Genomic DNA, 22,143 nt, shown 5'->3' with positions numbered 1-22,143 from the left:
ATTTTTTAATACTTTAAGTTATAAGTCATTTTGGGTTTTATTTAACACTTTTTTTAGTTTCTTTGAATGGCTTCCTGTTCTAGATTATACTGCCGCGAATAAATAAACTACTAAGGTTATATAGATAATGTCATTTGAAAAAAATAAGTTAGGAAAAATAATATTCCCATTATTTTCTGCCATTTTTCTTACTGCATGTGGCGGTGGAGGTGGTGACAATTCGAATAAGAGCGCAAACAATTCAACTGAACAACCTGAGACAAAACCTGAGACAAAACCTGAGACAAAACCTGAGACAAAACCTGAGACAAAACCTGAATATATTCTGCTGAAAGGTAATGCTCGTGCTTATGGGAATGTTTTGGATAACGTCAAGTTGAATGTCACAGCAAAATGTGTAAATGATACTGGCTTTAAGAGTACAGTAATCAGTGATCTTCATGGGGCATGGTCAGGTGAAGTAGAGCAAAAACAACTTCCATGTAAATTAAAAGTTGTTTCAGCAAAAGATACTTATTATTCTTATGTTTTTGATAAAGATACCTTTGTAAATATTAATCCTATAACTACCTTGGTGGTTGCTTTGGCATCTCAACAAAAATCTGAAGATTGGTTTAATTCCAAACTTATATTTACTAAAATGGATCTAAATAAAGCAAGTGAAGCGATAAAACAAGAATTAATTAAAAAAGACTATGCTATTGATCAAGATCTAAATTTAATCACAGATGATGTGATGAGCAATAGTTCTTATTATTCGGGATTAAGTAAATTGGAAGAAGCAATTCATGGCGAAACTAGATTTGCAAAATACTCTGACTTAGTCGATTTAGTAGCGAAAGGGCAACTCAGTGCAATTCCAGCAATACCTGAGGATTATGCACGTTTAAAAATTAATTATCAGGCTTGTGCCGGAGAGCAGTATCAAGGGAGTACCAAAATATTGACACATTGTTCTTCAGGCTTATTACCTGATTTTAAGTCTAAAAAATTAAGACAAAAAGATAAGCAGGTTTGTGAAATTCAAAAGACAGGAGATCTGCTTTCAATTAAAAGTGGTCAAGCCAATTATCAAGTTAAAATAAATCAGCAAGAAAATGACAAAATTACAGATGGTTATCCAGTGATGAATACCTTATTACTTGCCGAAGGAAATCAGCGAGTAGAAATTCTTTTCCAATATGATTTACTTGTTATGGCGGCTGCATATCACGTAGATAGTAAAGGAAGTCAGAGTGATCTTATTTCTTGTGATGGTATATATACAAGATAATGAGATCTTGTCGAAGGGGGAGATAAAGCTTCTCATAGAGTATAAATGATAGTTTTCACCTTTCCGCCATCACCACTTGTCGGAAAGGTCAATAAATAATCAAAACTATCACGCTATAGTATATATACCATTTCTAAAATCTATGGAGAGCAAAGATGGTAACTGCTGGCGAAAAACCTGGAACAGGCTTCTATTTTTGTGTTCAATGCGGACACCGCACCTATTTAGAAATTGGTACTGATCGTTTACCTCCGTGTACCAAATGCCTTGGCAATCAATTCAACAGTAAGAATGCCTAAGCCGAAAAATACCAAACAGTTATCCACTGTTTGAATAAAAGCCCTATCCCTTGATAGGGCTTTTTGTTACCTTAAAAATAAGATTTAAATAACAAGACCTGTCATAGGCATAGAAAGGTAATCCGTGATGGAAACGATTTTAGGACTCTGTATTGGTGTTGGACTCAGCGCAGCCTGTGGTTTTCGTGTCTTTGTACCGCTATTGGCGATGAGCATTGCGACCTTAATGGGATGGTATCAACCTGCCCAAGGCTTTGAATGGCTGGCACTTCCAGCGGTGTGTATGGCATTGGGATTTGCCACGATCTGTGAAATAGCAGCTTACTATGTGCCGTGGGTAGATAACCTATTAGATACCATTGCCACACCTGCGGCTGTGGTCGCAGGTACGCTGACCACGATGGCGGTGAGTAGTGGAGAAATGTCACAGTTTGCCACTTGGGCTGCTGCATTGATTGTCGGTGGTGGAACAGCAGGCGTGGTGCAAATGAGTACTGTAGCGGCACGAGGTGTCTCGACAGCAACCACAGGTGGTCTGGGTAATTTTGTGATCTCGACAGGTGAGTTGATTGGCTCGGTCGTATTATCGATTTTGGCCTTCATCATGCCTGTGGTGATTACGGTCTTGGTGATTATTCTTATTATTGTTGCCGCACGTTGGATTCATGCAAAACGCCAAGAGCAAGTGAGCCATTCCATATAAATGCAATAACTCCGATAACAACCTGAATGATGAAATAAAAAGATGATAAAGACTCAACTCATTGCCGCATTATTCGTATTATCAGGCTTAGCGATATTGCCACAAGTCAGCTTTGCTCAAGAACAACCATCGGCAGAAGAACTGAAACTGCGCAAAGATAAAGTCACTTATAAAGCCTATATCCCTGCAAAATATCATCTATTTGAAGCCATCGAAGGTGATCTCAATAAAGATGGTCTGAAGGATGTGGTACTGATCGTCAAAGCCACCGATCCCAAAGCCTTTGTACATGATGAATATCGTGGGCATTTAGACCGCAACCGCCGAGGTGCAATTGTATTACTCAATGAAAAAGGCAAATACAAAGCTATTGTCAGCAACCTCAACTGTTTTAGCTCAGAAAATGAAGATGGTGGTGTCTATTTCCCGCCTGACCTATGGATGGAAATTAAAAATAACGTATTAAGTGTTTATTATTCGCATGGGCGTTATGGCTACTGGCGTTATCTATTTCGCTTGGAAGGCAATGATCTACGCCTGATTGGCTATGATGATTCAAGCAATCATGGCCCCCTCATTCAAAGCCAAACCAGTATTAATTTTTTAACAGGAAAAAAAGTGATACGGAAAAATATGAGTGAAGATGAAGAAGCGGATCCAAGATTTAAAGAAACATGGAGTAAAATCAATCAGGCGCCGATCTATCTCTCCAAAGTGAAGGACTTTAATGATTTAAGTTTTTAAGCACTGGCGACTATCGAAAAACCAGTCAGAACAGCGTAAATTAGCGGCACTTATAATATTGCGCTCAAGCTTATGATGATGACTTGGATTCTGTTCACTCTCATGGCTGCATTTATGCAGGCTTGGCGCAATGCATTTCAAAAACAACTCAGTACGAGCGTGGATGTTTATGGCACCACACTGGCTCGCTTTATCTTCTCACCGATCTTTGCCTTTAGTTATTTGGCTTTTCTCTATTGGCATAAACCAGTTACCGCATCGGTACATTTTTCCGATAAATTCTGGCTGTATATTGTGATTGCAGGTATTAGCCAAATCTATGCGACTGCCTTGATGGTGAAACTATTTCAACAAAAGAATTATGCCATTGGGGTCGGACTCGCCAAAAGTGAAGCGATCTTGGCGGCCTTGGTCGGTGTACTGTTCTTACAGGAACATCTCAGTACATGGGGTTGGATCGGGGTAGTGATTGGAGGGCTTGCAGTATTTTTACTGAGTAAAGGCAAGCAACAGTCCGATCTGTCCTTTAAAACCTTGATGATTGGGTTGGGTAGTGGGCTTTGTTTTGCCATTACTTCTTTGTTGGTGCGTGAAGCTAGTTTAGAATTGAGCATGTTGCCATTCTTACATCGTGCTGCATGGGTGCTGTGCAGTTTGATCAGCTTTCAATGCATTGTATTGCTGATCTATCTCGGATTTTTTAGCCGACCTACCCTGTATAGAATGTGGCAACGTGTTGGTTTAACCTTAAGAGTGAGTATCTGTAGCTTTTTAGCGTCCGTCGGTTGGTTTAGTGCCATGAGTATGCAAACCGTCGCGATCGTGAAAACGCTGGGTCAGGTCGAAATTCTATTTAGTCTATTAATCTCTGCCTTCTTTTTTAAAGAAAAACTCGCTAAAACCGATCATTTAGGTTTATGGCTGGTGATTGTGGCTGCGATTATGGTGATTTGGGCTTAGATGAGAAGCTCTATTTGAAAAAATACACATGTAAATTTGAATTTGTCGGAATAAAAATCTTGGTTTTTTATTGGATGTGGTAAATATTTTAACTTTTAGAATAGATTATGCAAAATTATTTCATTGATCTTTGAAAATAGCTATTTTTAGGAAAACAATCCCACCGTGATCTGCCTAAACTATGTCTCAAGGGTGTGAAAGGGATCGAAAAGAGTAGCATGCACCGACGCTTATAAAGCAAGTGTGTACGAACCCAAAAGGTCTCGATTCGGCTTAGGACGCTATAGATCAAAAGTTTATAGGCAAAGGTTATGGCTTACAAAGTCATAGGTGTTGAAGTAAACAACCTCTGTTTTCCCTTGATACCCTAAAAAATGATTGATATAAAATTTATATGAATAATTAAAGATTATAAGAGCAAGACCTCGTAATACTCAATTTGATAACATACTGTTTTTTACTTTAGAATAAATTTAAAATTAAACGTATGAAATGAATATGCAACAATCGGAAGAACAATTTTCAGAGTTAATGGCTCACTTTATTGTAAGAACAAATAAGATGCTGCAATCAGGACAAAAAATTCCTCCTCTAGGTCTGTTGTTACATGAGAATGGATCAGTACAAGTAAGTCTGATTGTTTACGATGATATAGAGCAGATCCCTGACTTAATTCAAAATATGTTAGAAAGTTATTCTCAGAAAGTATTAGAGCAGGATATCGTTGCATCATGTATTGCGATTCCTAACGATGTCGATCAAGAAGTAACAGTATTGCTGGAAAATTTCGAGAATTATTGTATTAAATATCATATTCCTATCGATATTTTGAATCAGACTTTAAACATGAATGAAGCTGTAGCGAGCGATAGTGATGTTTATGTTTTTCCTATTTTGGAGGGCTAGCTGAAAAGCTATCCCTTTTAACATGAATTAAAAAAATTTAATTGAATAGAACATCAATAATTCGCTCAAAATAATAAAAACTAGATCAATAAAACTAAAACTGAATGTGAAACCAATCCTGTAATCTGAATATTGTGAATATAAATCGATATTTTTATATTAAAAAACAAGGTGATATAATTATTTTTATATTAATAAATCAAAAAAATCACAGTAATAGGTCAGTACCATCATGAATGAGTTCGAGCTTAAAGTCCGCTATCCACATCAAATGAATCATAATGACATCGATCATGTCGGTCGCTTTGATTTGGCAACGATTTTAACCAAGTTTGATGAGATGGCTTGGCGTCAGCAGTTGGTTCGTCAATTACAACTCAATGGTGCGGATACCAGTTTTATTGTCAGCGATCATCAGACAGAACAGACCATTTCCATTACCCTTGATGCCTATGCCAAGTCACAGCAACTAGAATTTAAGCTGGACAGTGATATTCCAGTCATCATTCCTAAAAAAGATCTATTTGGCTTGGTTACGCGCAAAAGCAAAGACAGCATCTCATTTAAACAGCTCAGCCTTGCTCGGGCAAAAGACTACCTGATTGCCTTCCTCAATCGAGATATTGAAAGCTTAGAACAGCGCTATAAAGAAAATCTAGGCAAATCACTCAAAACACCATCTTAATTTGCCTTAAGACATCATCTGAATCAGTGTTTGCGAAACTATTTGGAATATCTATAATCACTGCTGCTTCTGTCTTTGCTTGATTTGTTTATTATTCCATGCCTTTAAATGACAACTTTATTTATGCTCCGCCACAAGATCCTTTAGACATCGTTTATGAGGATGAGGACTTGCTGGTGATCAATAAACCTGCGGGGCTATTGTCTGTGATGGGGCGGTTACCTGAACATCAGGATAGTGCCTATTTGCGAGTTTTGGACAAATATCCTGCTGCCAAAGTCACTCATCGTCTGGATATGGCAACTTCGGGCTTACTTATGTTTGCCAAACATCGTGATGCAGAAGTCGCAGTCAGTAAAATGTTTCAGGCACGAACCGTCAAAAAATACTATGTGGCATTGGTACAGGGGAAAATTCAGTCAGAAGGCAGTGTGGAAGTTCCCTTAATTACCGATTGGGAAAATCGTCCACGTCAGATGGTACATTTTGAATTGGGTAAGCAAGCCAAAACCTTATTTCAATGCATGGCATATGATGCAGCAACCGATCAAAGCCGTGTACGTCTAGAGCCTGTCACAGGTCGTTCGCATCAATTGCGGGTACATATGATGCATATTGGTCATCCAATTATGGGGGATAAACTCTATCATCCTGAACCAACCAAATTTCATTTAAAACGGATGGCGCTGCATGCCGCCTATTTAGCATTTCAACATCCACTCAAGCTGCATGAAGTTGAAATCCATTCTGAGGTAAAGTTCTAAGCACAACTATAAATAGGCAAGATCATGTATTCAATTCAATCTGTTCTCTGGAAGTTATTGGCACAGGCACAACAAGATCAATTAAAAACATTGTTGTTAGAGGCTGATCCGAGTTGGGCGGAGATCGAAACATACCTATTTAATTCAAAAATTTTTGTGATCTTGAATGATCAAGCACAGATTATTGCCCAGCTTTGTTTACTCGAAACGGATGATCAAGCTGAAATTAAGAATCTGACCGTGGCGGATGGCTATCAAGGACAAGGGTTGGCTAAAGCATTGATTCAACATGTAATCGAGTCTGCCAAACAGCTGAATACGCACACCTTATGGGTTAAAACAGGCAATTCCAGTCTGAATCAATTGGCACTGTATCAAAAGTGTGGGTTTCGTCTGTCGCATATTGAACGAGATGTTTTTAAGAACTACCCAGAACCAATTTATGAAAATGGCATAGCTTGCCTTGATCAGGTGGTACTTGGCATCGTATTAGGCTGATACACCGTAGTCTCAAGACGTTTACTTTGATCGTTTTTTGACTACAATATTGCTATTAATCCGTCTAAAAAATGACATAAAAATCGGTTAATCTATAGCCAAATATCAAGTCCAAAACACAACAAAGGATATTTATATGACTCGCGACTATGACCAATTCCCAGACAATGATAATGGCAACGTGCTATGGCAGATGGTTGAAGATGGTAATGAACTCAACGAGCCACATGAAGTCGAATTTTCGATTGTTTTTGAAAAACAAGAACAAGTAGAAAAATGTGCCTTGCATCTTTTACACCAAGAACAAAAAATTTCACTTTTTCAGGAAGAAGTACATTCAGATGGTTCAGATCTGTGGGTACTGAACATTCATGTCAACATGATTTTGGAATATGAAGATATTGAAGACTTGGAAGAGTGGATGACCAAGATCGCCAAAGAATTCAATGGTGAGTATGATGGTTGGGGTTGTATGAGCTATATTTATGATGAAGATGAGTAAACCATCTCAAGCTCGATCAAATAAAAGCCCTTCCATTAGGGCTTTTTTGTTGCGGGCAAGTTTATATACCCATATCTAAATATAAGGACTCTTTGACTTCTTCCATCACAATATAGCTATGTGAAGAAGCAGAGGCAGGCAGTTTTTTTAATAAATCACCTAATAGGCGTCGATAAGCACTCATTTCTTTTAAACGTGCCTTTACCAAATAATCAAATTCGCCTGAAATGAGATGGCATTCCAATACCTCTGGAATATCAACCAAATCACGTGCCACCTGATCAAATACATCACCAGATTTGGCAGACAGTTTGATTTCCAAAAACACCAGCAGACTGCGATCGACATAGGCTGGGTTAAGTCGAGCATAGTAGCCTACAATGATCCCTTCGCGTTCCAAACGCTTCACTCGTTCCGAGCAAGGCGTCGTGGACAGGTTGACCCGTGAAGCAAGTTCACTGATCGCAATTCGGCCTTCGCGCTGCAAAATATCTAAAATCAGGCGATCAATACGGTCTAATTTACGCATAGAAGATTCCCTTTTATTTTAATTTTTTCGCGACAAAAATATTAAATTACCTAGATTATAGTCATAAAATAAGTGAAAAAAACTATTGATCCAAAAATATACTAGTTAAATAACCTAGTGTGTGCGTGAGGGATCTATTATGCGCGTAATCGTTTTAGGAAGTGGCGTCATTGGTGTGGCAAGTGCCTATTATCTTGCACAACAAGGTGCGCAAGTGACGGTACTTGACCGTCAGTCAGGACCTGCAAAAGAAACCAGTTTTGGTAACGCAGGCCAAATCTCCCCAGGATATTCAACGCCGTGGGCAGCGCCTGGTATTCCTTTCAAAGCCGTAAAATGGATGTTCCAGCATCACGCGCCATTAGCCATCAATATTGATGGCAGTATGTGGCAGTTGCAGTGGATGGCTCAGATGCTGAAAAACTGTAATCCACAAAGCTATGCGGTGAATAAAGAACGCATGATGCGTGTTGCAGAATACAGCCGTGACTGCTTACGCGATCTCAGAGCACAAACAGGGATCAATTACGAAAACCGCGCGAAAGGAACCTTACAGGTGTTCCGTAACGAGGCACAACTTGAAGCTGTGCAGCGTGATATTCAGGTACTCAAAGAATGTGGTGTGGACTTTGATTTATTGAACGCTCAAGAGTTGGGTACTGTAGAACCTGCCTTAGCGCATACTGATAAATTGGTGGGTGGTTTACATCTGCCGAATGATGAAACGGGTGATTGTTATCTGTTTACCAATGCCTTGGCAAAATTAGCACAAGACTTGGGCGTGGAATTTAAATTCGATCAAAACGTTGAAAAATTGATTGTTGAAGGCGATGAAATCAAAGGCGTCATGGTCGATGGTGCGATTTTAACAGCCGACCGTTTTGTGCTGGCTTTTGGCAGCTATTCACGTGATTTCCTCAGACCACTGGAATTAAATTTGCCTGTATATCCAGTGAAAGGCTATTCACTCACGATCCCAATTGTGGAACCAAAATTCGCTCCGCAATCAACGGTATTGGATGAAACTTATAAAGTTGCTTTGACACGTTTTGATCAGCGTATCCGTGTTGGTGGTATGGCTGAGCTCAGTGGTTTCAATCTTGGTCTAAAAGAAGATCGTCGTGCAACCTTGGAAATGGTGACACAAGATCTATTCCCAGGTGGTGATCTTGCTCAAGCATCGTTCTGGACAGGTTTACGTCCGATGACACCTGACAGCACACCGATTATCGGTGCAACGCAATATAAGAATCTGTTCCTAAATACAGGTCATGGCACTTTAGGTTGGACCATGGCTTGTGGTTCTGGAAAATTGATCAGTGATCTGGTCATGAATCATCGTCCAGACATCAGCACTGATGGCTTGTCGATTCAACGTTATTCACACGCAGCATAATTGAACATACAAGGAAGTATCGTATGCCTCGTCCAATTACTGCGGTCATCCATACCCAAGCCTTACGCCAAAATCTAGCGGTGGTCAGGCAGTCGGTACCCGACAGCAAAGTGTTTGCTGTGGTCAAAGCCAATGCTTATGGGCATGGGATTGAACGTGTTTATGAATCTTTTAAAAGCGCAGATGGCTTTGCCTTACTCGATATCGATGAGGCAAAACGCTTACGTGCTTTAGGTTGGACAGGCCCGATTTTATTGCTGGAAGGCATTTTCTCCCCACAAGACTTATTTGATTGTGCGCAGTACCAATTAAGCTTTACGGTACATAGTGAACAACAAGTGGAATGGCTACAGCAACATATCTATCCAGCTCAATTTGATATTTTCTTAAAAATGAACAGTGGTATGAACCGACTTGGTTTCAAACCAGAACAGTATCGTAAAAACTGGCAACATTTAAATCGTTTTCCTAACGTGGCCAGTATCACCCATATGATGCATTTCTCCGATGCTGATGGTGACCGTTTTGGGCAAACTGGTATTGATTATCAACTCAAGCAATTCGAAGCTACGATCCAAGGTCTACCTGGGGAAAGGTCTGTCAGTAATAGTGCTGCAATCTTAAGATATCAAACCCAATTGCAATCAGATTATGTCCGTGGTGGCATCATGCTGTACGGCAGTTCTCCCGATTATCCTAAACACACGATTCAGGATTGGGGTCTTGCACCGAGCATGAGCCTGCGCAGTGAAATTATTGCCGTGCAAGAACTCAATGCCAATGAAAGTGTTGGCTACGGCTCTAGCTATGTGGCCGAGCAACCGATCCGTATTGGTATCGTGGCGTGTGGCTATGCCGATGGTTATCAACGGATTTCAGCCACTGGTACGCCAGTTTTGGTCAATGGAATTCGGACCCAAACCATTGGGCGGGTCAGCATGGACATGCTGGCTGTGGATCTCAGTTCGATCAGCGATGCCCATGTTGGCAGTGAAGTGGTGTTATGGGGCCAGTCTAGTTCAGGAACAGTTTTACCCATTGACGACGTCGCAGCAACTTCAGGCACCATCGGTTATGAACTGATGTGTGGCGTGACTGCGCGCGTTTCATTTATAACTCAGGAATAAGGATTTATCATGTCACATTCAGATATTCAAAAGCTCAATACCAATGAAGTGATGAGTGCAGTCACAGTATTCAATAAGGTGGTGTATTTATCAGGTCAGGTACCTAAAAATGCCGACTTAGATATTGAAGGACAAACCAGTGAAGTACTTGCAACCATTGAACAACTTTTGGCTTCAGCAGGGACGGATAAATCTCGTCTACTCTCAGCGCAACTGTTTTTAAAAGATCTTTCAGATTTTCCTGTGGTCAACACGATCTGGATTGATTGGTTGAAAGGTCATGTTGCACCTTCACGTGCCACCATTCAGGCCGATTTGGTCAATCCAAAATGGTTGATCGAAATTGCAATTGTTGCAGCACAAAAATAAAGCGATCAGCTTTATCTTTGTTTAAAAATATAAAAAAAGAAGAAAAGTAACGTATTTGCAGTAGATAAAACGTAGTCAGATACGTATTTTCTTGCAATCGAAGATGAGTCAGCAGTCTTAAAAAGACAGCTAAGGTATGGCGCATAAATCAAGGCTGACTCATTTAGGAAAGAGTAAAAGGAACTTAAGATGACGGTTACACAGCATCAGTCAGAAGGCGAGCAATCGCCCCAAGACTTACAAAGAAAACTTTCAAATCGCCATTTGCAATTGATTGCAATCGGCGGTGCCATTGGTACAGGGCTCTTTATGGGCTCAGGCAAAACCATTTCTTTGGCAGGCCCATCGATTCTGTTTATTTACATGATTATTGGTGGGATGTTCTTCTTCTTAATGCGAGCACTCGGTGAATTGCTGCTTGCCAACTTGCACTACAAATCTTTTGTTGATATGGCGCATGACCTGATTGGGCCATGGGCTGGCTACTACATGGGCTGGACCTATTGGTTAGGTTGGGTACTGGTCGGTATTGCCGACTTGGCGGCCGTGATCAATTATCTCACCTTTTGGTTACCCGAAGGCACCATGTTTACTCCAATTGGACAGGCTGCCATTAGTGCAGGCTGTGTGCTATTTGTGTTGTTCTTAAACCTGCTCACTGTGCGCCTATTTGGTGAAATTGAGTTCTGGTTTGCCCTGATCAAGATTTTGGCGATTATTGGCTTGATTGGTGTCGGTGGCTATATGATCTTTAGCCATTTCCATGCACCTCATGGCACTGTCGCTTCACTTAGCAATGTCTGGTCGCATGGTGGTATGTTTCCAAAAGGTCTGGATGGTTTCTTGGCTGGTTTTCAGATCGCGGTATTTGCCTTTGTCGGGGTAGAATTGATTGGAACCACCGCTGCTGAAACCAAAGACCCGCATAAGAATTTGCCAAAGGCCATTAATGCGATTCCGATTCGCATTATCTTGTTCTATGTGTTGGCATTATTGGTGGTGATGTCAGTCACACCGTGGAATATTATCCGTGCAGACAAGAGCCCATTTGTCGAATTGTTCTTAAATGCTGGGATTGTGACATCGGCCATCATCATGAATTTGGTGGTACTGTCTTCAGTGATGTCTTCGATGAATAGTGGCGTATTCTCCACCAGTCGGATGCTGTTTGGTTTATCTAAAGATGGTCAGGCACCCAATGCCTTTGGCCGTTTATCCAAAAGTGCCGTGCCTGCCAATGGTTTGATTTTCTCTTGCGTATTCATCATGGGTGGTGCGGTACTACAATACTTTGTACCGAATACCCTTGAAGCTTTCACGCTGGCGAGTTCACTGTGTGTGATTTTATTCATCAGTGTCTGGAGTCTGATTATGGTCTGCTATCTGCGCTACCGTAAGCTACGTCCAGAACTGCATGCACAATCGAAGTTTAAAATGCCGGGTGGTGTATTCATGTCTTATATGGTGATTGCCTTCTTGTTATTTGCTTTGGTGATTTTGGCACTTGAACCAGATACCTTAAAAGCACTTTATGTTAGTCCATTGTGGGTAGTCATTTTGGCCGTGACTTATCAGCTGATGTATAAACCACGTATGAAAAAACTGGGTCGCGAATTGGCATAATAATTCATATCTGTTGAGTAAAAAACCGATCTCCATTGATCGGTTTTTTATGGTCTGGCAATGGTATTTAATCCACCAATAAGTGCTGGTATTGATCAGCCTGTTTGCGTAGATAATCCCAGACCAGTTTAATACGGGGTTCATGTTGTAAATCGACAAAAGTCAGCATCCAAAAGGTATGGGTGTAACGCACTTGTTGTTCTAATACTGTTTCAAGTTCAGGTTTATCATCGGCTAAAAACTTGGGCAAGATGGCGAGTCCTGCGCCAGAACTAACAGCAATTTGCTGTGCCAAAATACTACTGCTACGGAAATTAGCGTTGAGTTTTAAAGGTAAGCGTTCCAAGCAGTACAACTCAGGGCTATAGACCAGATCATCTATATAATTCACAAAGCGATGCGAAGTTAAATCCTGTAAATCACGGATGGGTGGGTTGAGTGACAGATACTTTTTACTGCCATAAATTTTTAAACAATAATCCGAGAGTCGCGTAATGATATAGGGACCAGAGGTGGGTCGTTCAATCGAGACCACAATATCTGCTTCACGATGCGACAGTTTGATCATTTTCGGCACTGGAATCAGGTCAATCGTGAGCGAGGGATACTGTATGGAAAACTCTGCTAACAAGCGCGCCAAAAATGCGGTACCAAAACCTTCAGGTGTGCCAATTCGCACACGACCCTGCAACGGTTGATGCGGTTTTTCAATTTGCAGGAAAGCGTATTCCATTTGCTCAACCCGCGGCACCAGTGCTAAACCCTCCATAGTCAGCTCATAGCCAGAGGCTTCGCGTTTAAACAAGGTAATGCCTAAAGTTTGTTCTAAAGCCTGAATCCGTCGCGCAACAGTACTATGCTCAACCCCAATAATACGGGCGGCATTGGTTAGAGTTTTGGTACGTGCCAACACTAAAAAAAACTGTAGATGATCCCAATCCACTTTCATTGTTATGGTCTTCCTTGTGCATATTTGCACAATGATCGTGCATTAATTTGCGTTGGTGGTCAAAGCTTTCTTTGCTAGTCTCGAATAAAACCTGAATAAAGAAAATACGACGATCGATATTTTCTAAACACTGAACACAATAAAAATACGGCCTATGGAGAGGTTATGAACACAATCCAAAATATTCAATTGGAAACAGCCAAGTTACTCATTAACGGCAGTTTTATCGAATCAGAGACCCAACAATGGCAAGACATTATTAATCCTGCAACGCAGGAGGTGATTGGTCGTGTGCCATTTGCTACAACAGAGGAAGTCGATGCAGCGATCCAGTCTGCACAAGCAGCGTTTGCTTCTTGGCGTCAGACCCCGATTCAGGCGCGTATGCGTATCATGCTGAAACTGCAAGATTTGATTCGTGCAAATATGAAGGAGATTGCACAGGTACTGACTGCGGAACAAGGCAAAACTCTGGCAGATGCCGAAGGTGATATTCAACGTGGTTTAGAAGTGGTTGAGCATGCCTGTTCTGTGGGTACTTTGCAGATGGGTGAATACGTTGAAGGCGTGGCGCGTGGTGTAGATACCTATACCTTACAGCAGCCTTTGGGCGTGTGTGCGGGCATTACCCCATTTAATTTCCCAGCCATGATTCCATTGTGGATGTTTCCAATGGCAATTGTATGCGGCAATACCTTCGTTTTAAAACCATCAGAACAAGACCCATTGTCGACCATGATGCTGGTCGAACTCGCGATTCAGGCAGGCATTCCAGCGGGTGTACTCAATGTGGTTCATGGCGGTAAGGAGGTGGTCGATCGCCTGTGTACGCATCCAGATATTAAAGCCATTTCATTTGTCGGTTCGACCGCGGTGGGCACGCATGTGTATAACCTTGCAGGACAACATGGCAAACGCGTGCAGTCGATGATGGGCGCGAAAAACCACGTCGCGGTAATGCCTGATGCCAATAAAGAACAAACGCTGAATGCTTTAGTCGGTGCGGCATTTGGTGCAGCAGGGCAACGTTGTATGGCGTTGTCGGTCGCGGTGATGGTCGGAGATAGCAAATACTGGATTGCAGAGTTAGTCGAAAAAGCCAAAACGTTAACTGTTAATGCAGGGCATGAACCGAATACCGATATAGGTCCTGTGATTTCAAAACGTGCCAAAGCGCGTGTACTGGATTTGATCAATAGTGGTGTCGAGCAAGGTGCAGAACTGTTGCTCGATGGGCGTGATGTTCAGGTACAAGGTTATGAGTCAGGCAACTTTGTCGGAGCGACGATTTTCAGTGGTGTAAATACTGACATGCGCATTTATAAAGAAGAAATCTTTGGGCCTGTGCTGTCTATTATTTGTGTCGATACGCTTGAAGAGGCGATTGCACTGATCAATGCCAATCCATTTGGCAACGGGGTGGGATTATTCACTCAAAGTGGGGCGATTGCGCGTACTTTCCAGAACCTGATTGATATCGGTCAAGTCGGCATCAATATTCCTATTCCTGTCCCTGTATCGTTCTTTAGCTTTACTGGCTCTCGTGGTTCAAAACTCGGTGATTTAGGTCCTTACGGCAAACAAGCCGTGCAGTTCTATACCCAAACCAAAACCATCACCAGCCGCTGGTTTGAAGACAGCCACGAAGTGGGCGGTGTCAATACCACCATCAGTTTACGTTAATAAGGGGATCACGGATGAATATCGCCTTTATCGGTCTAGGCAATATGGGCGGCAGAATGGCCCAAAATCTGCTTAAAGCAGGACTTACAGTCTATGGTTATGACCTCAGCGAAGTGGCGATTCAGCACTTTGCCGAGGCAGGTGGTGTGGTGTGTGATAGCCCTCAAGCGGCTGCCAAACAAGCTGATGTACTGATCAGCATGTTACCTGCGGCAAAACATGTCAAAGAAGTCTATCTCGGTGAAAATGGTGTGTTAGAGGTATTGAAAGCAGGTAGCTTATGTATCGATAGCAGTACCATTGACCCGAAAACCATCAAGGACATTGCTGCGATTGCGCAGAGTAAAAATATTCATATTTGTGATGCGCCTGTTTCGGGTGGCACCATCGGTGCACAAGCAGGTACCTTGACCTTTATGGTGGGTGCCAATGATCAGACTTTTGATGAAGTCAAACCCGTACTCAGCCACATGGGCAAAAACGTGGTGCATTGTGGTGAGGTGGGTGCGGGTCAAATTGCCAAAATCTGCAATAACTTGATTCTCGGGATTTCTATGGCTGCCGTGGCAGAAGGTATGGCGCTCGGTGCCAAACTGGGCATTGATCCAAAAGCCTTGGCTGGTGTGATTAACACCTCAAGTGGTCGTTGCTGGAGTTCGGAAGTCTGTAATCCATGGCCACAGATTAATGAAAATGCACCAGCTTCGCGTGGCTATCAAGATGGTTTTGCCACGCAGTTGATGCTGAAAGACCTTGGGCTTGCAGTAGAAGCGGCAGGACAGGTCAAACAACCGATTGTGTTGGGTGGGATGGTGCAGCAGCTGTATCAGCAAATGTGTATGCGTGGCAATGCGCATCTCGATTTTTCCAGCATTATTCAGCAATACCTGCCGCCAGAGGCATAACAGCTCAAGCCAAAGGATGGCTACCAAAAAATTAAACCCTGTCATGAATAACAATCAAAGCAGACTGAGGGAACACAGATGTTGAATTATAAAGAGACGGTACAGGCTTTTGATCTGCAAAGCACAGCAACACAAATGCTGTCAGGTTCAGTCGATGCACTAAATGCCTGTTATGAATGTTGTGATCGCCATGCGCATGACGACAAGATCGCGTTGTATTGGCAAGGTAAAGATGGTCGAAAAGAACAATACACCTTTCGCCAGTTACAGCAATGGTCGAGTCAATTTGCCAATTTCTTAAAATCTCAAGGTGTAAAAGCTGGTGATCGTATTTCAGGATTACTGCCGAGAACACCGGAGCTATTGGTGACGATTTTTGCCGCTTGGCGAATTGGTGCGGTATATCAGCCTTTGTTTACTGCATTTGGGCCGAAGGCAATCGAGCATCGTCTACAACTGGCACAAAGTAAGCTGGTGGTGACGGATACAGGTAACCGCAGCAAACTCGATGAAGTTGAGCGTTGTCCAGCGATTGTCACGGTTGCAGATCAGCAAGCGACACCGTTAAATCCAGAAGACTTTAATTTCTGGGATGAAGTTAAACAGCAGTCTGATCAATGTGAATTGGTGATGCGAACCATCCAAGATCCATTTTTACTGATGTTTACGTCGGGGACCACAGGACCTGCAAAACCTTTAGAAGTTCCGTTAAAAGCCTTACTGGCATTTGCTCGCTATATGCAAGATGCGGTTGGTCTAAGGGAAGACGATTCATTTTGGAATATTGCTGATCCAGGATGGGCATATGGCCTGTACTTCGGTATTACTGGCCCCTTATTTCTAGGGCACACCATTTTGTTCTATGACGGTGGTTTTAGCACGGACAGCCTGTGTCAAATTGTGAAGGATTATCAGATTACCAATCTGGCGGGTGCACCTACGGCTTACCGCATGATGATGGCAGCAGACCCTGCCCAGATGGCAGCGTTAAAAGGCCAGTTCCGTGTAGTCAGTAGTGCAGGAGAGCCATTGAATCCAGAAGTGATTCGCTGGTTTAAACAGGTGTTGGATGCGCCAATTTATGATCATTATGGGCAAACTGAAGTGGGCATGGTGGTGTGTAATCACCATGGTTTAAGCCATGAGGTTCGTGCTGGTTCAGCAGGGTTTGCCAGTGCAGGCTATCGTGTTGCCGTGGTGAATGAACAGGGCGAAGAATTGCCTGCAGATACACCTGGGATTTTAGCGGTGGATATCAGTCAATCCCCGATGATGTGGTTTGGTGGCTATCATGAAACGCGTAAATCGCCTTTTATTGGGCAGTACTATTTGACAGGCGATACTGCCGAATTACATGCCGATGGCAGTATGAGTTTTGTTGGTCGTAGTGACGATGTGATCACCACCTCGGGCTATCGGATTGGACCGTTTGATGTGGAAAGTGCCTTGCTGGAACATGATGCGGTGGTTGAAGCAGCGGTCATCGGGGTGCCTGATCCAGAGCGGACCGAGGTGGTAAAAGCCTTTGTGATTTTATCGGCAGGCATTCAGCCTTTGGAGCAACTGGCTGAGGAATTGAGTCAGTTTGTGAAAAAACGCCTGTCTGCCCATGCCTATCCGCGTTTGGTCGAGTTTGTCACTGAATTGCCAAAAACCCCAAGTGGCAAAATTCAGCGTTTTTTATTACGTAATCAGGAAATTGCGAAACAGCAAGCGAAAGCAGGGTAAGGAAGATAAGATGCAATTAACTGAAGAACAAAGCTTAATTCGAAATATGGCGAAAAGCTTCGCCCAAGAACAAATCAAGCCCAATGCCAGTGACTGGGATCGACATGGCACTTTTCCGAAAGCTGCACTGGCACAAATGGGGCAACTTGGCTTTATGGGGATGCTGATTCCAGAGCAATGGGGCGGTTCCGATACAGGTAATCTCGCTTATGTCTTGGCGCTTGAGGAAGTGGCCGCAGCAGATGGCGCCACTTCAACCATTATGAGCGTGCATAACTCGGTGGGCTGTGTGCCGATTTTAAAATTTGGTAGCGATGAGCAAAAAGAGCGCTTTTTAAAACCATTGGCACAAGGTGAAATGATCGGTGCTTTTGCCCTGACTGAACCGCATACTGGTTCGGATGCGGCAGCGATTAAAACCCGTGCCGTGAAAGATGGCGATGACTATATTCTCAATGGTGCCAAGCAGTTTATTACTTCGGGCGACAACGCAGGCGTGATTATCGTCTTTGCCGTGACTGACCCCAATGCAGGCAAAAAGGGCATTAGTGCCTTCCTTGTTCCACGTGATACAGCAGGTTATGAGGTGATTCGAGTGGAAGAAAAACTCGGTTTACATGCGTCAGATACCTGTCAGATTGCCCTCACAGATGTGCGTATTCATAAAAGCCTGATGTTGGGTGCGGAAGGTGAAGGTTTAAAAATCGCGCTTGCCAATCTGGAAGGTGGTCGTATTGGTATTGCTGCACAGGCGGTGGGTCTGGCGCGTGCTGCACTGGAAGAAGCCACGCGCTATGCCAAAGAGCGTTTGACCTTTGGTAAACCAATTTTTGAACATCAGGCACTCGCATTCCGACTTGCCAGTATGGCGACCGAGATTGAAGCGGCTCGACAACTGGTGCACTACGCTGCACGTCTTAAAGAAGCAGGGCAACCCTGTCTAAATGAGGCTTCTATGGCTAAGCTATTTGCCTCGGAAATGACTGAGCGCGTCTGTTCAGCCGCGTTACAGGTGTTTGGTGGTTATGGTTATCTTAAAGATTTTCCGATTGAACGCATCTATCGTGATGCGCGCATTTGTCAGATTTATGAAGGCACCAGTGATATTCAACGTTTAGTGATCGCCCGTAGCTTATAACCAGAGAACAAGGAATCGATGATGCAGTGGCAAACCATTTTATTAGAAAAACACAATGGCGTAGGGTTGATTACGCTGAATCGCCCGCACGCCTTGAATGCGCTGAATAGTGAATTGATTAGCGAAGTGAATCAGGCTTTAGATGAATTAGAAAAAGATCGCGAGATTGGTTGTATGGTGTTGGCAGGTTCAGAAAAGGCCTTTGCCGCAGGTGCCGATATTAAGGAAATGGCCGATCTGAACTTTCCTGACATTTATTTTGATGATTTTTTCCATCTTGCCGATCGTATTGCGCAACGCCGTAAACCGCTCATTGCAGCAGTTAGTGGCTATGCTTTGGGTGGTGGTTGTGAATTGGCACTGATGTGTGACTTCATCTATTGTGCCGAAAATGCCAAGTTTGGTTTACCTGAAGTGACTTTGGGTGTGATTCCAGGGATTGGTGGCACACAACGTTTAACTCATGCGATTGGCAAAGCCAAAGCCATGGAAATGTGCTTTACCGCACGACAAATGGGTGCAGTTGAAGCTGAGCAAAGTGGGCTGGTGGCACGTGTGTTTAGTAAGGAAGAATTGCTTGAACAAACCCTACAAGCCGCAGAAAAAATTGCTGCACGTTCTTTAACAGCCAACATGATGTTAAAAGAAACTATTAATCGCGCCTTTGAAGTCAATCTGACAGAAGGCTTACGTTTTGAAAGACGGATGTTCCACTCCATTTTTGCCACATCGGATCAGAAAGAAGGGATGCAGGCTTTTGTGGAAAAACGTCAGGCCAAATTTAAAAATCGATAAGAGATCAACAACAATGAATATCGAAAATCAGTTAATGATTGAGCAAAAAGGTGGTCTTGGTCTAATTAGCTTAGATCGGGTCAAACATTTAAATGCCTTGTCACTGGAGATGATTGAGGGCATCTGTAGCCAACTGGAACTGTGGCGTTATGATGCAGCAATTCAGGCGGTCCTGATTAAATCGAATAGCCCCAAAGCCTTCTGTGCAGGTGGGGATATTCGCTATCTATATGATAGCTATAAAAATGATACGGCTGATTATAAAGGTTATTTTAGTGCCGAATATAAAATGCTGAATCTGCTGCGTGAGTATGCAAAGCCTGTGGTGGTGGTGCTCGATGGTTATGTGCTCGGTGGTGGTTTTGGGCTAGCACAAGCGTGTCATATTGTGGTGAGCAGTGAAAAATCTCGATTTGCGATGCCTGAAACAGCGATTGGCTTTTTCCCAGATGTTGGTGCGACCCACTTCCTGTCTCGACTAGATGATATTGGGGTTTATCTGGCCATAACGGGCGAGCAGATCAGTAGCAGTGATGCTCTTTATTTGGATTTGATCGACTATCACGTACCGAGCGAAAAGCTACAAGCCTTGCAAAATGCACTGATCAATGAATCGAACCTGAGTAAACAGAATATTGAGCATATTGTTGCTTGTTTTATTACTCGCCCTGCTGAAAGTGAACTGAAACAGTTGGCAGATGGTATTCGCAAACATTTTGGTTTTCAGCATTTGGACGAAATTGAGCAAAGTCTTGCGAATGAGCAGGATGAGCAATTGCAGCCTTGGGCAGAAAAAATGCTCAGCATCTTGCAGCAACGTTCCTTTATTGCCAAACAAACCAGTTTGAAACTACAACATTTGGGCCGTGGTCTTTCCTTGCCACAATGTATGCAATTGGAGCGCGATCTACAAGATATCTGGTTTGAACATGGTGATTTTATTGAGGGTGTGCGTGCCTTAATTGTAGATAAAGACAAACAGCCGCAATGGCAACAACGTAATCCAGAGCTAGAACAGATTTTAGAAAAACTCAGCTAAATCCAAATATTCATATTGACCAATCTCAGGAGTATTACAAAGTCTGACATGCTGATGGTCAGGATTGATGATCAGCAAAAAACATAAAACAAGAAAATCCAAGCAAGGAACATGATGATGCAAACAATACATGGAAACGGTTCATCTTCTAAAAAGTCATCCCATCGATTGGCGGGTATCTCCAGTATGGTAGGGACTACCATTGAATGGTATGACTTTTTTATCTACGGTGCGGCAGCAGCTTTAATTTTTAATAAATTATTTTTTCCCAATTTAGATCCGCTGACGGGTGTACTTGCGGCATTTGCGACCTATGCAGTTGGATTCATCGGGCGACCGTTGGGAGGTCTGGTGTTTGGGCATTTTGGTGACAAGATTGGTCGGAAATCGATGTTATTGCTCACGCTGATGTTGATGGGTATTCCAACGGTACTGATTGGTTTGTTGCCAACCTATGAGACGATTGGTTACTGGGCTGCAATTGGCTTGGTGGTCCTGAGATTTATCCAAGGTATGGCCATGGGTGGTGAGTGGGGCGGTGCAGTGCTGATGGCGGTTGAACATGCGCCAGAAGGTAAAAAAGGATTTTGGGGCAGCCTTCCTCAAGCCAGTACTGGCGGTGGCTTAATGCTCGCATCGATCGCACTTGGATTAGTTTCTTTATTGCCCGAGCAGGCTTTGTTTAGTTGGGGGTGGCGGATTCCGTTTCTAGCGAGCATTATTTTACTGGCAGTCGGTTGGTATATTCGAGTCAAAGTGCCAGAGTCACCAGATTTTGAAAAAGTAAAACAGCAGGCGGAAGAAGTTAAAGTTCCTGCTTTACAGGTCTTTAAAAAGCATCCAAAGCAACTCATCACCATTATCGTAGCGCGTGCAGCCGAGAATGCATGGTTTTATATTGCTTCTACTTTTACTTTGGCCTACACCACCACACAGCTTGGCATTGCAAGACAAGAGATTTTATTTGCAACGATTTGCGGTGCAGCCGTGATTTTAGTGATGACACCATTATGTGGGCATTTGTCAGATAAAGTGGGGCAGCGCAACATGTTTATGTTTGGGCTATGTGTACTGGCACTGTATAGCTATCCATTCTTTAGCATGCTTAATACCAAAGATCCTGTATTGGTTTGGACTGCAATTGTACTGGCGATCGGGGTGGTGTTTCCGATTATGTACGCACCACAGGCACAGCTTTTTGCCCGCCAGTTCCCCGCAGAAATTCGCTATAGCGGGATCTCAATTTCGGTGCAGTTGGCTGGTGTATTGGGTGGTGGTCTTGCGCCACTGATTGCGACAAAGCTACTCAGTGTCGGTGGCGGCAGCCCTCATCTGATCATGATATATATTGGCAGTATGGCGGTGATTGCGATTATCTCGACCACCTTTATGCCACGTGATCGAAAATATGGTGTGGTAGAAACTGAGATTAAAAAACCAAGTCTCAATTTGGATGCCAAGATTACAGAACAGTCTTAATTTTATGTTCCACGTGGAGCATTATAATTTGCAAAGAAAAAAGCCCTAA

At 42.9% G+C, this 22,143-nt stretch carries 23 protein-coding genes; 21 read left to right on the top strand and 2 right to left on the bottom strand.

What is annotated here, in order from left to right:
• Positions 1-127 precede the first annotated feature (127 nt).
• The 10 genes from NDN11_RS17585 to NDN11_RS17540 all read left to right on the top strand — a co-directional run bounded on the left by NDN11_RS17585 (position 128) and on the right by NDN11_RS17540 (position 7,334).
• Positions 128-1,273 (top strand): hypothetical protein, encoded by a 1,146-nt coding sequence (locus NDN11_RS17585; protein WP_251110345.1) that lies wholly within the window; start codon positions 128-130, stop codon positions 1,271-1,273.
• Between the two features lie 155 nt (positions 1,274-1,428).
• Complete coding sequence (locus NDN11_RS17580; protein WP_004637424.1) at positions 1,429-1,572, top strand: zinc ribbon-containing protein; 144 nt, start codon at positions 1,429-1,431, stop codon at positions 1,570-1,572.
• Positions 1,573-1,699: 127 nt separating this feature from the next.
• A complete protein-coding gene (locus tag NDN11_RS17575) occupies positions 1,700-2,275 on the top strand; it encodes a DUF4126 domain-containing protein (protein WP_251110344.1) in 576 nt (191 codons plus the stop codon).
• 42 nt (positions 2,276-2,317) lie between these two features.
• A complete protein-coding gene (locus NDN11_RS17570) occupies positions 2,318-3,019 on the top strand; it encodes a hypothetical protein (protein WP_251110343.1) in 702 nt (233 codons plus the stop codon).
• A gap of 72 nt (positions 3,020-3,091) precedes the next feature.
• Positions 3,092-3,979: a DMT family transporter gene (locus tag NDN11_RS17565; protein WP_251110342.1), complete on the top strand. Its 888-nt coding sequence runs from the start codon at positions 3,092-3,094 to the stop codon at positions 3,977-3,979.
• A gap of 498 nt (positions 3,980-4,477) precedes the next feature.
• Positions 4,478-4,885, top strand: a complete 408-nt coding sequence (locus NDN11_RS17560; protein WP_251110341.1) for a hypothetical protein — start codon at positions 4,478-4,480, stop codon at positions 4,883-4,885.
• Positions 4,886-5,117: 232 nt separating this feature from the next.
• Complete coding sequence (locus NDN11_RS17555; protein ID WP_251110340.1) at positions 5,118-5,570, top strand: hypothetical protein; 453 nt, start codon at positions 5,118-5,120, stop codon at positions 5,568-5,570.
• A 98-nt stretch (positions 5,571-5,668) separates the two neighbouring features.
• Entirely contained in the window at positions 5,669-6,334 is a 666-nt protein-coding gene (locus NDN11_RS17550) for an RluA family pseudouridine synthase (RefSeq protein ID WP_167250996.1), read from the top strand.
• A gap of 24 nt (positions 6,335-6,358) precedes the next feature.
• Positions 6,359-6,832, top strand: coding sequence for a GNAT family N-acetyltransferase (locus NDN11_RS17545; protein ID WP_251110339.1), 474 nt, complete (start codon positions 6,359-6,361; stop codon positions 6,830-6,832).
• A 136-nt stretch (positions 6,833-6,968) separates the two neighbouring features.
• Positions 6,969-7,334, top strand: a complete 366-nt coding sequence (locus NDN11_RS17540; protein ID WP_004801857.1) for a ribonuclease E inhibitor RraB — start codon at positions 6,969-6,971, stop codon at positions 7,332-7,334.
• Positions 7,335-7,395: 61 nt separating this feature from the next.
• Here the strand turns inward: NDN11_RS17540 and NDN11_RS17535 are convergent, their stop codons facing one another.
• Positions 7,396-7,863, bottom strand: a complete 468-nt coding sequence (locus tag NDN11_RS17535) for an Lrp/AsnC ligand binding domain-containing protein (protein WP_005186529.1) — start codon at positions 7,861-7,863, stop codon at positions 7,396-7,398.
• A 139-nt stretch (positions 7,864-8,002) separates the two neighbouring features.
• Here NDN11_RS17535 and NDN11_RS17530 point away from each other — a divergent pair, with 139 nt between their 5' ends.
• The 4 genes from NDN11_RS17530 to NDN11_RS17515 all read left to right on the top strand — a co-directional run bounded on the left by NDN11_RS17530 (position 8,003) and on the right by NDN11_RS17515 (position 12,378).
• A complete protein-coding gene (locus tag NDN11_RS17530) occupies positions 8,003-9,259 on the top strand; it encodes a D-amino acid dehydrogenase (RefSeq protein WP_167250990.1) in 1,257 nt (418 codons plus the stop codon).
• Positions 9,260-9,282: 23 nt separating this feature from the next.
• Entirely contained in the window at positions 9,283-10,386 is a 1,104-nt protein-coding gene (gene alr, locus NDN11_RS17525; protein WP_251110338.1) for an alanine racemase, read from the top strand.
• A gap of 9 nt (positions 10,387-10,395) precedes the next feature.
• Complete coding sequence (locus NDN11_RS17520; protein WP_251110337.1) at positions 10,396-10,755, top strand: RidA family protein; 360 nt, start codon at positions 10,396-10,398, stop codon at positions 10,753-10,755.
• A 189-nt stretch (positions 10,756-10,944) separates the two neighbouring features.
• Complete coding sequence (locus NDN11_RS17515; protein WP_167250987.1) at positions 10,945-12,378, top strand: amino acid permease; 1,434 nt, start codon at positions 10,945-10,947, stop codon at positions 12,376-12,378.
• A gap of 67 nt (positions 12,379-12,445) precedes the next feature.
• Here the strand turns inward: NDN11_RS17515 and NDN11_RS17510 are convergent, their stop codons facing one another.
• Positions 12,446-13,327, bottom strand: a complete 882-nt coding sequence (locus NDN11_RS17510; protein WP_251110336.1) for a LysR family transcriptional regulator — start codon at positions 13,325-13,327, stop codon at positions 12,446-12,448.
• A 165-nt stretch (positions 13,328-13,492) separates the two neighbouring features.
• On the opposite strand from NDN11_RS17510, the gene NDN11_RS17505 reads away from it, so the two are divergent.
• From NDN11_RS17505 to NDN11_RS17475, 7 genes are all read left to right on the top strand, one after another.
• Entirely contained in the window at positions 13,493-15,010 is a 1,518-nt protein-coding gene (locus tag NDN11_RS17505; RefSeq protein WP_251110335.1) for a CoA-acylating methylmalonate-semialdehyde dehydrogenase, read from the top strand.
• Positions 15,011-15,024: 14 nt separating this feature from the next.
• Positions 15,025-15,915, top strand: a complete 891-nt coding sequence (gene mmsB / locus NDN11_RS17500; protein ID WP_171526159.1) for a 3-hydroxyisobutyrate dehydrogenase — start codon at positions 15,025-15,027, stop codon at positions 15,913-15,915.
• A gap of 78 nt (positions 15,916-15,993) precedes the next feature.
• Positions 15,994-17,643: an AMP-binding protein gene (locus tag NDN11_RS17495; RefSeq protein WP_251110334.1), complete on the top strand. Its 1,650-nt coding sequence runs from the start codon at positions 15,994-15,996 to the stop codon at positions 17,641-17,643.
• Between the two features lie 10 nt (positions 17,644-17,653).
• Positions 17,654-18,781 carry an acyl-CoA dehydrogenase family protein gene (locus tag NDN11_RS17490; protein ID WP_251110333.1) on the top strand — a complete coding sequence of 376 codons (1,128 nt, stop codon included), beginning with the start codon at positions 17,654-17,656 and terminating at the stop codon, positions 18,779-18,781.
• Between the two features lie 21 nt (positions 18,782-18,802).
• Positions 18,803-19,576, top strand: a complete 774-nt coding sequence (locus tag NDN11_RS17485; protein WP_251110332.1) for an enoyl-CoA hydratase — start codon at positions 18,803-18,805, stop codon at positions 19,574-19,576.
• Between the two features lie 13 nt (positions 19,577-19,589).
• Positions 19,590-20,615 carry an enoyl-CoA hydratase/isomerase family protein gene (locus NDN11_RS17480; RefSeq protein WP_251110331.1) on the top strand — a complete coding sequence of 342 codons (1,026 nt, stop codon included), beginning with the start codon at positions 19,590-19,592 and terminating at the stop codon, positions 20,613-20,615.
• A gap of 117 nt (positions 20,616-20,732) precedes the next feature.
• Positions 20,733-22,094, top strand: coding sequence for an MFS transporter (locus tag NDN11_RS17475; RefSeq protein WP_251110330.1), 1,362 nt, complete (start codon positions 20,733-20,735; stop codon positions 22,092-22,094).
• Positions 22,095-22,143: the final 49 nt, after the last annotated feature.

Origin of the sequence: Acinetobacter sp. C26M, assembly GCF_023702675.1 — a bacterium.
Taxonomy (GTDB): Bacteria; Pseudomonadota; Gammaproteobacteria; order Pseudomonadales; family Moraxellaceae; genus Acinetobacter.
Note: the sequence above shows the minus strand (reverse complement) of the source record. Positions and strands in the feature narration are given on the sequence as shown.

Bases quoted from the DNA above. Each gene is read 5' to 3' on its own strand.
- NDN11_RS17480 (WP_251110331.1), top strand. From the start codon at position 19,590: ATGAATATCGAAAATCAGTTAATGATTGAGCAAAAAGGTGGTCTTGGT.
- NDN11_RS17545 (WP_251110339.1), top strand. From the start codon at position 6,359: ATGTATTCAATTCAATCTGTTCTCTGGAAGTTATTGGCACAGGCACAA.
- NDN11_RS17515 (WP_167250987.1), top strand. From the start codon at position 10,945: ATGACGGTTACACAGCATCAGTCAGAAGGCGAGCAATCGCCCCAAGAC.
- NDN11_RS17575 (WP_251110344.1), top strand. From the start codon at position 1,700: ATGGAAACGATTTTAGGACTCTGTATTGGTGTTGGACTCAGCGCAGCC.
- NDN11_RS17540 (WP_004801857.1), top strand. From the start codon at position 6,969: ATGACTCGCGACTATGACCAATTCCCAGACAATGATAATGGCAACGTG.
- NDN11_RS17555 (WP_251110340.1), top strand. From the start codon at position 5,118: ATGAATGAGTTCGAGCTTAAAGTCCGCTATCCACATCAAATGAATCAT.
- NDN11_RS17475 (WP_251110330.1), top strand. From the start codon at position 20,733: ATGCAAACAATACATGGAAACGGTTCATCTTCTAAAAAGTCATCCCAT.
- NDN11_RS17550 (WP_167250996.1), top strand. From the start codon at position 5,669: ATGCCTTTAAATGACAACTTTATTTATGCTCCGCCACAAGATCCTTTA.
- NDN11_RS17490 (WP_251110333.1), top strand. From the start codon at position 17,654: ATGCAATTAACTGAAGAACAAAGCTTAATTCGAAATATGGCGAAAAGC.
- NDN11_RS17580 (WP_004637424.1), top strand. From the start codon at position 1,429: ATGGTAACTGCTGGCGAAAAACCTGGAACAGGCTTCTATTTTTGTGTT.
- NDN11_RS17485 (WP_251110332.1), top strand. From the start codon at position 18,803: ATGCAGTGGCAAACCATTTTATTAGAAAAACACAATGGCGTAGGGTTG.
- NDN11_RS17505 (WP_251110335.1), top strand. From the start codon at position 13,493: ATGAACACAATCCAAAATATTCAATTGGAAACAGCCAAGTTACTCATT.
- mmsB (WP_171526159.1), top strand. From the start codon at position 15,025: ATGAATATCGCCTTTATCGGTCTAGGCAATATGGGCGGCAGAATGGCC.
- NDN11_RS17510 (WP_251110336.1), bottom strand. From the start codon at position 13,327: ATGAAAGTGGATTGGGATCATCTACAGTTTTTTTTAGTGTTGGCACGT.
- NDN11_RS17535 (WP_005186529.1), bottom strand. From the start codon at position 7,863: ATGCGTAAATTAGACCGTATTGATCGCCTGATTTTAGATATTTTGCAG.
- NDN11_RS17495 (WP_251110334.1), top strand. From the start codon at position 15,994: ATGTTGAATTATAAAGAGACGGTACAGGCTTTTGATCTGCAAAGCACA.
- NDN11_RS17530 (WP_167250990.1), top strand. From the start codon at position 8,003: ATGCGCGTAATCGTTTTAGGAAGTGGCGTCATTGGTGTGGCAAGTGCC.
- NDN11_RS17565 (WP_251110342.1), top strand. From the start codon at position 3,092: ATGATGATGACTTGGATTCTGTTCACTCTCATGGCTGCATTTATGCAG.
- NDN11_RS17560 (WP_251110341.1), top strand. From the start codon at position 4,478: ATGCAACAATCGGAAGAACAATTTTCAGAGTTAATGGCTCACTTTATT.
- alr (WP_251110338.1), top strand. From the start codon at position 9,283: ATGCCTCGTCCAATTACTGCGGTCATCCATACCCAAGCCTTACGCCAA.
- NDN11_RS17570 (WP_251110343.1), top strand. From the start codon at position 2,318: ATGATAAAGACTCAACTCATTGCCGCATTATTCGTATTATCAGGCTTA.
- NDN11_RS17585 (WP_251110345.1), top strand. From the start codon at position 128: ATGTCATTTGAAAAAAATAAGTTAGGAAAAATAATATTCCCATTATTT.
- NDN11_RS17520 (WP_251110337.1), top strand. From the start codon at position 10,396: ATGTCACATTCAGATATTCAAAAGCTCAATACCAATGAAGTGATGAGT.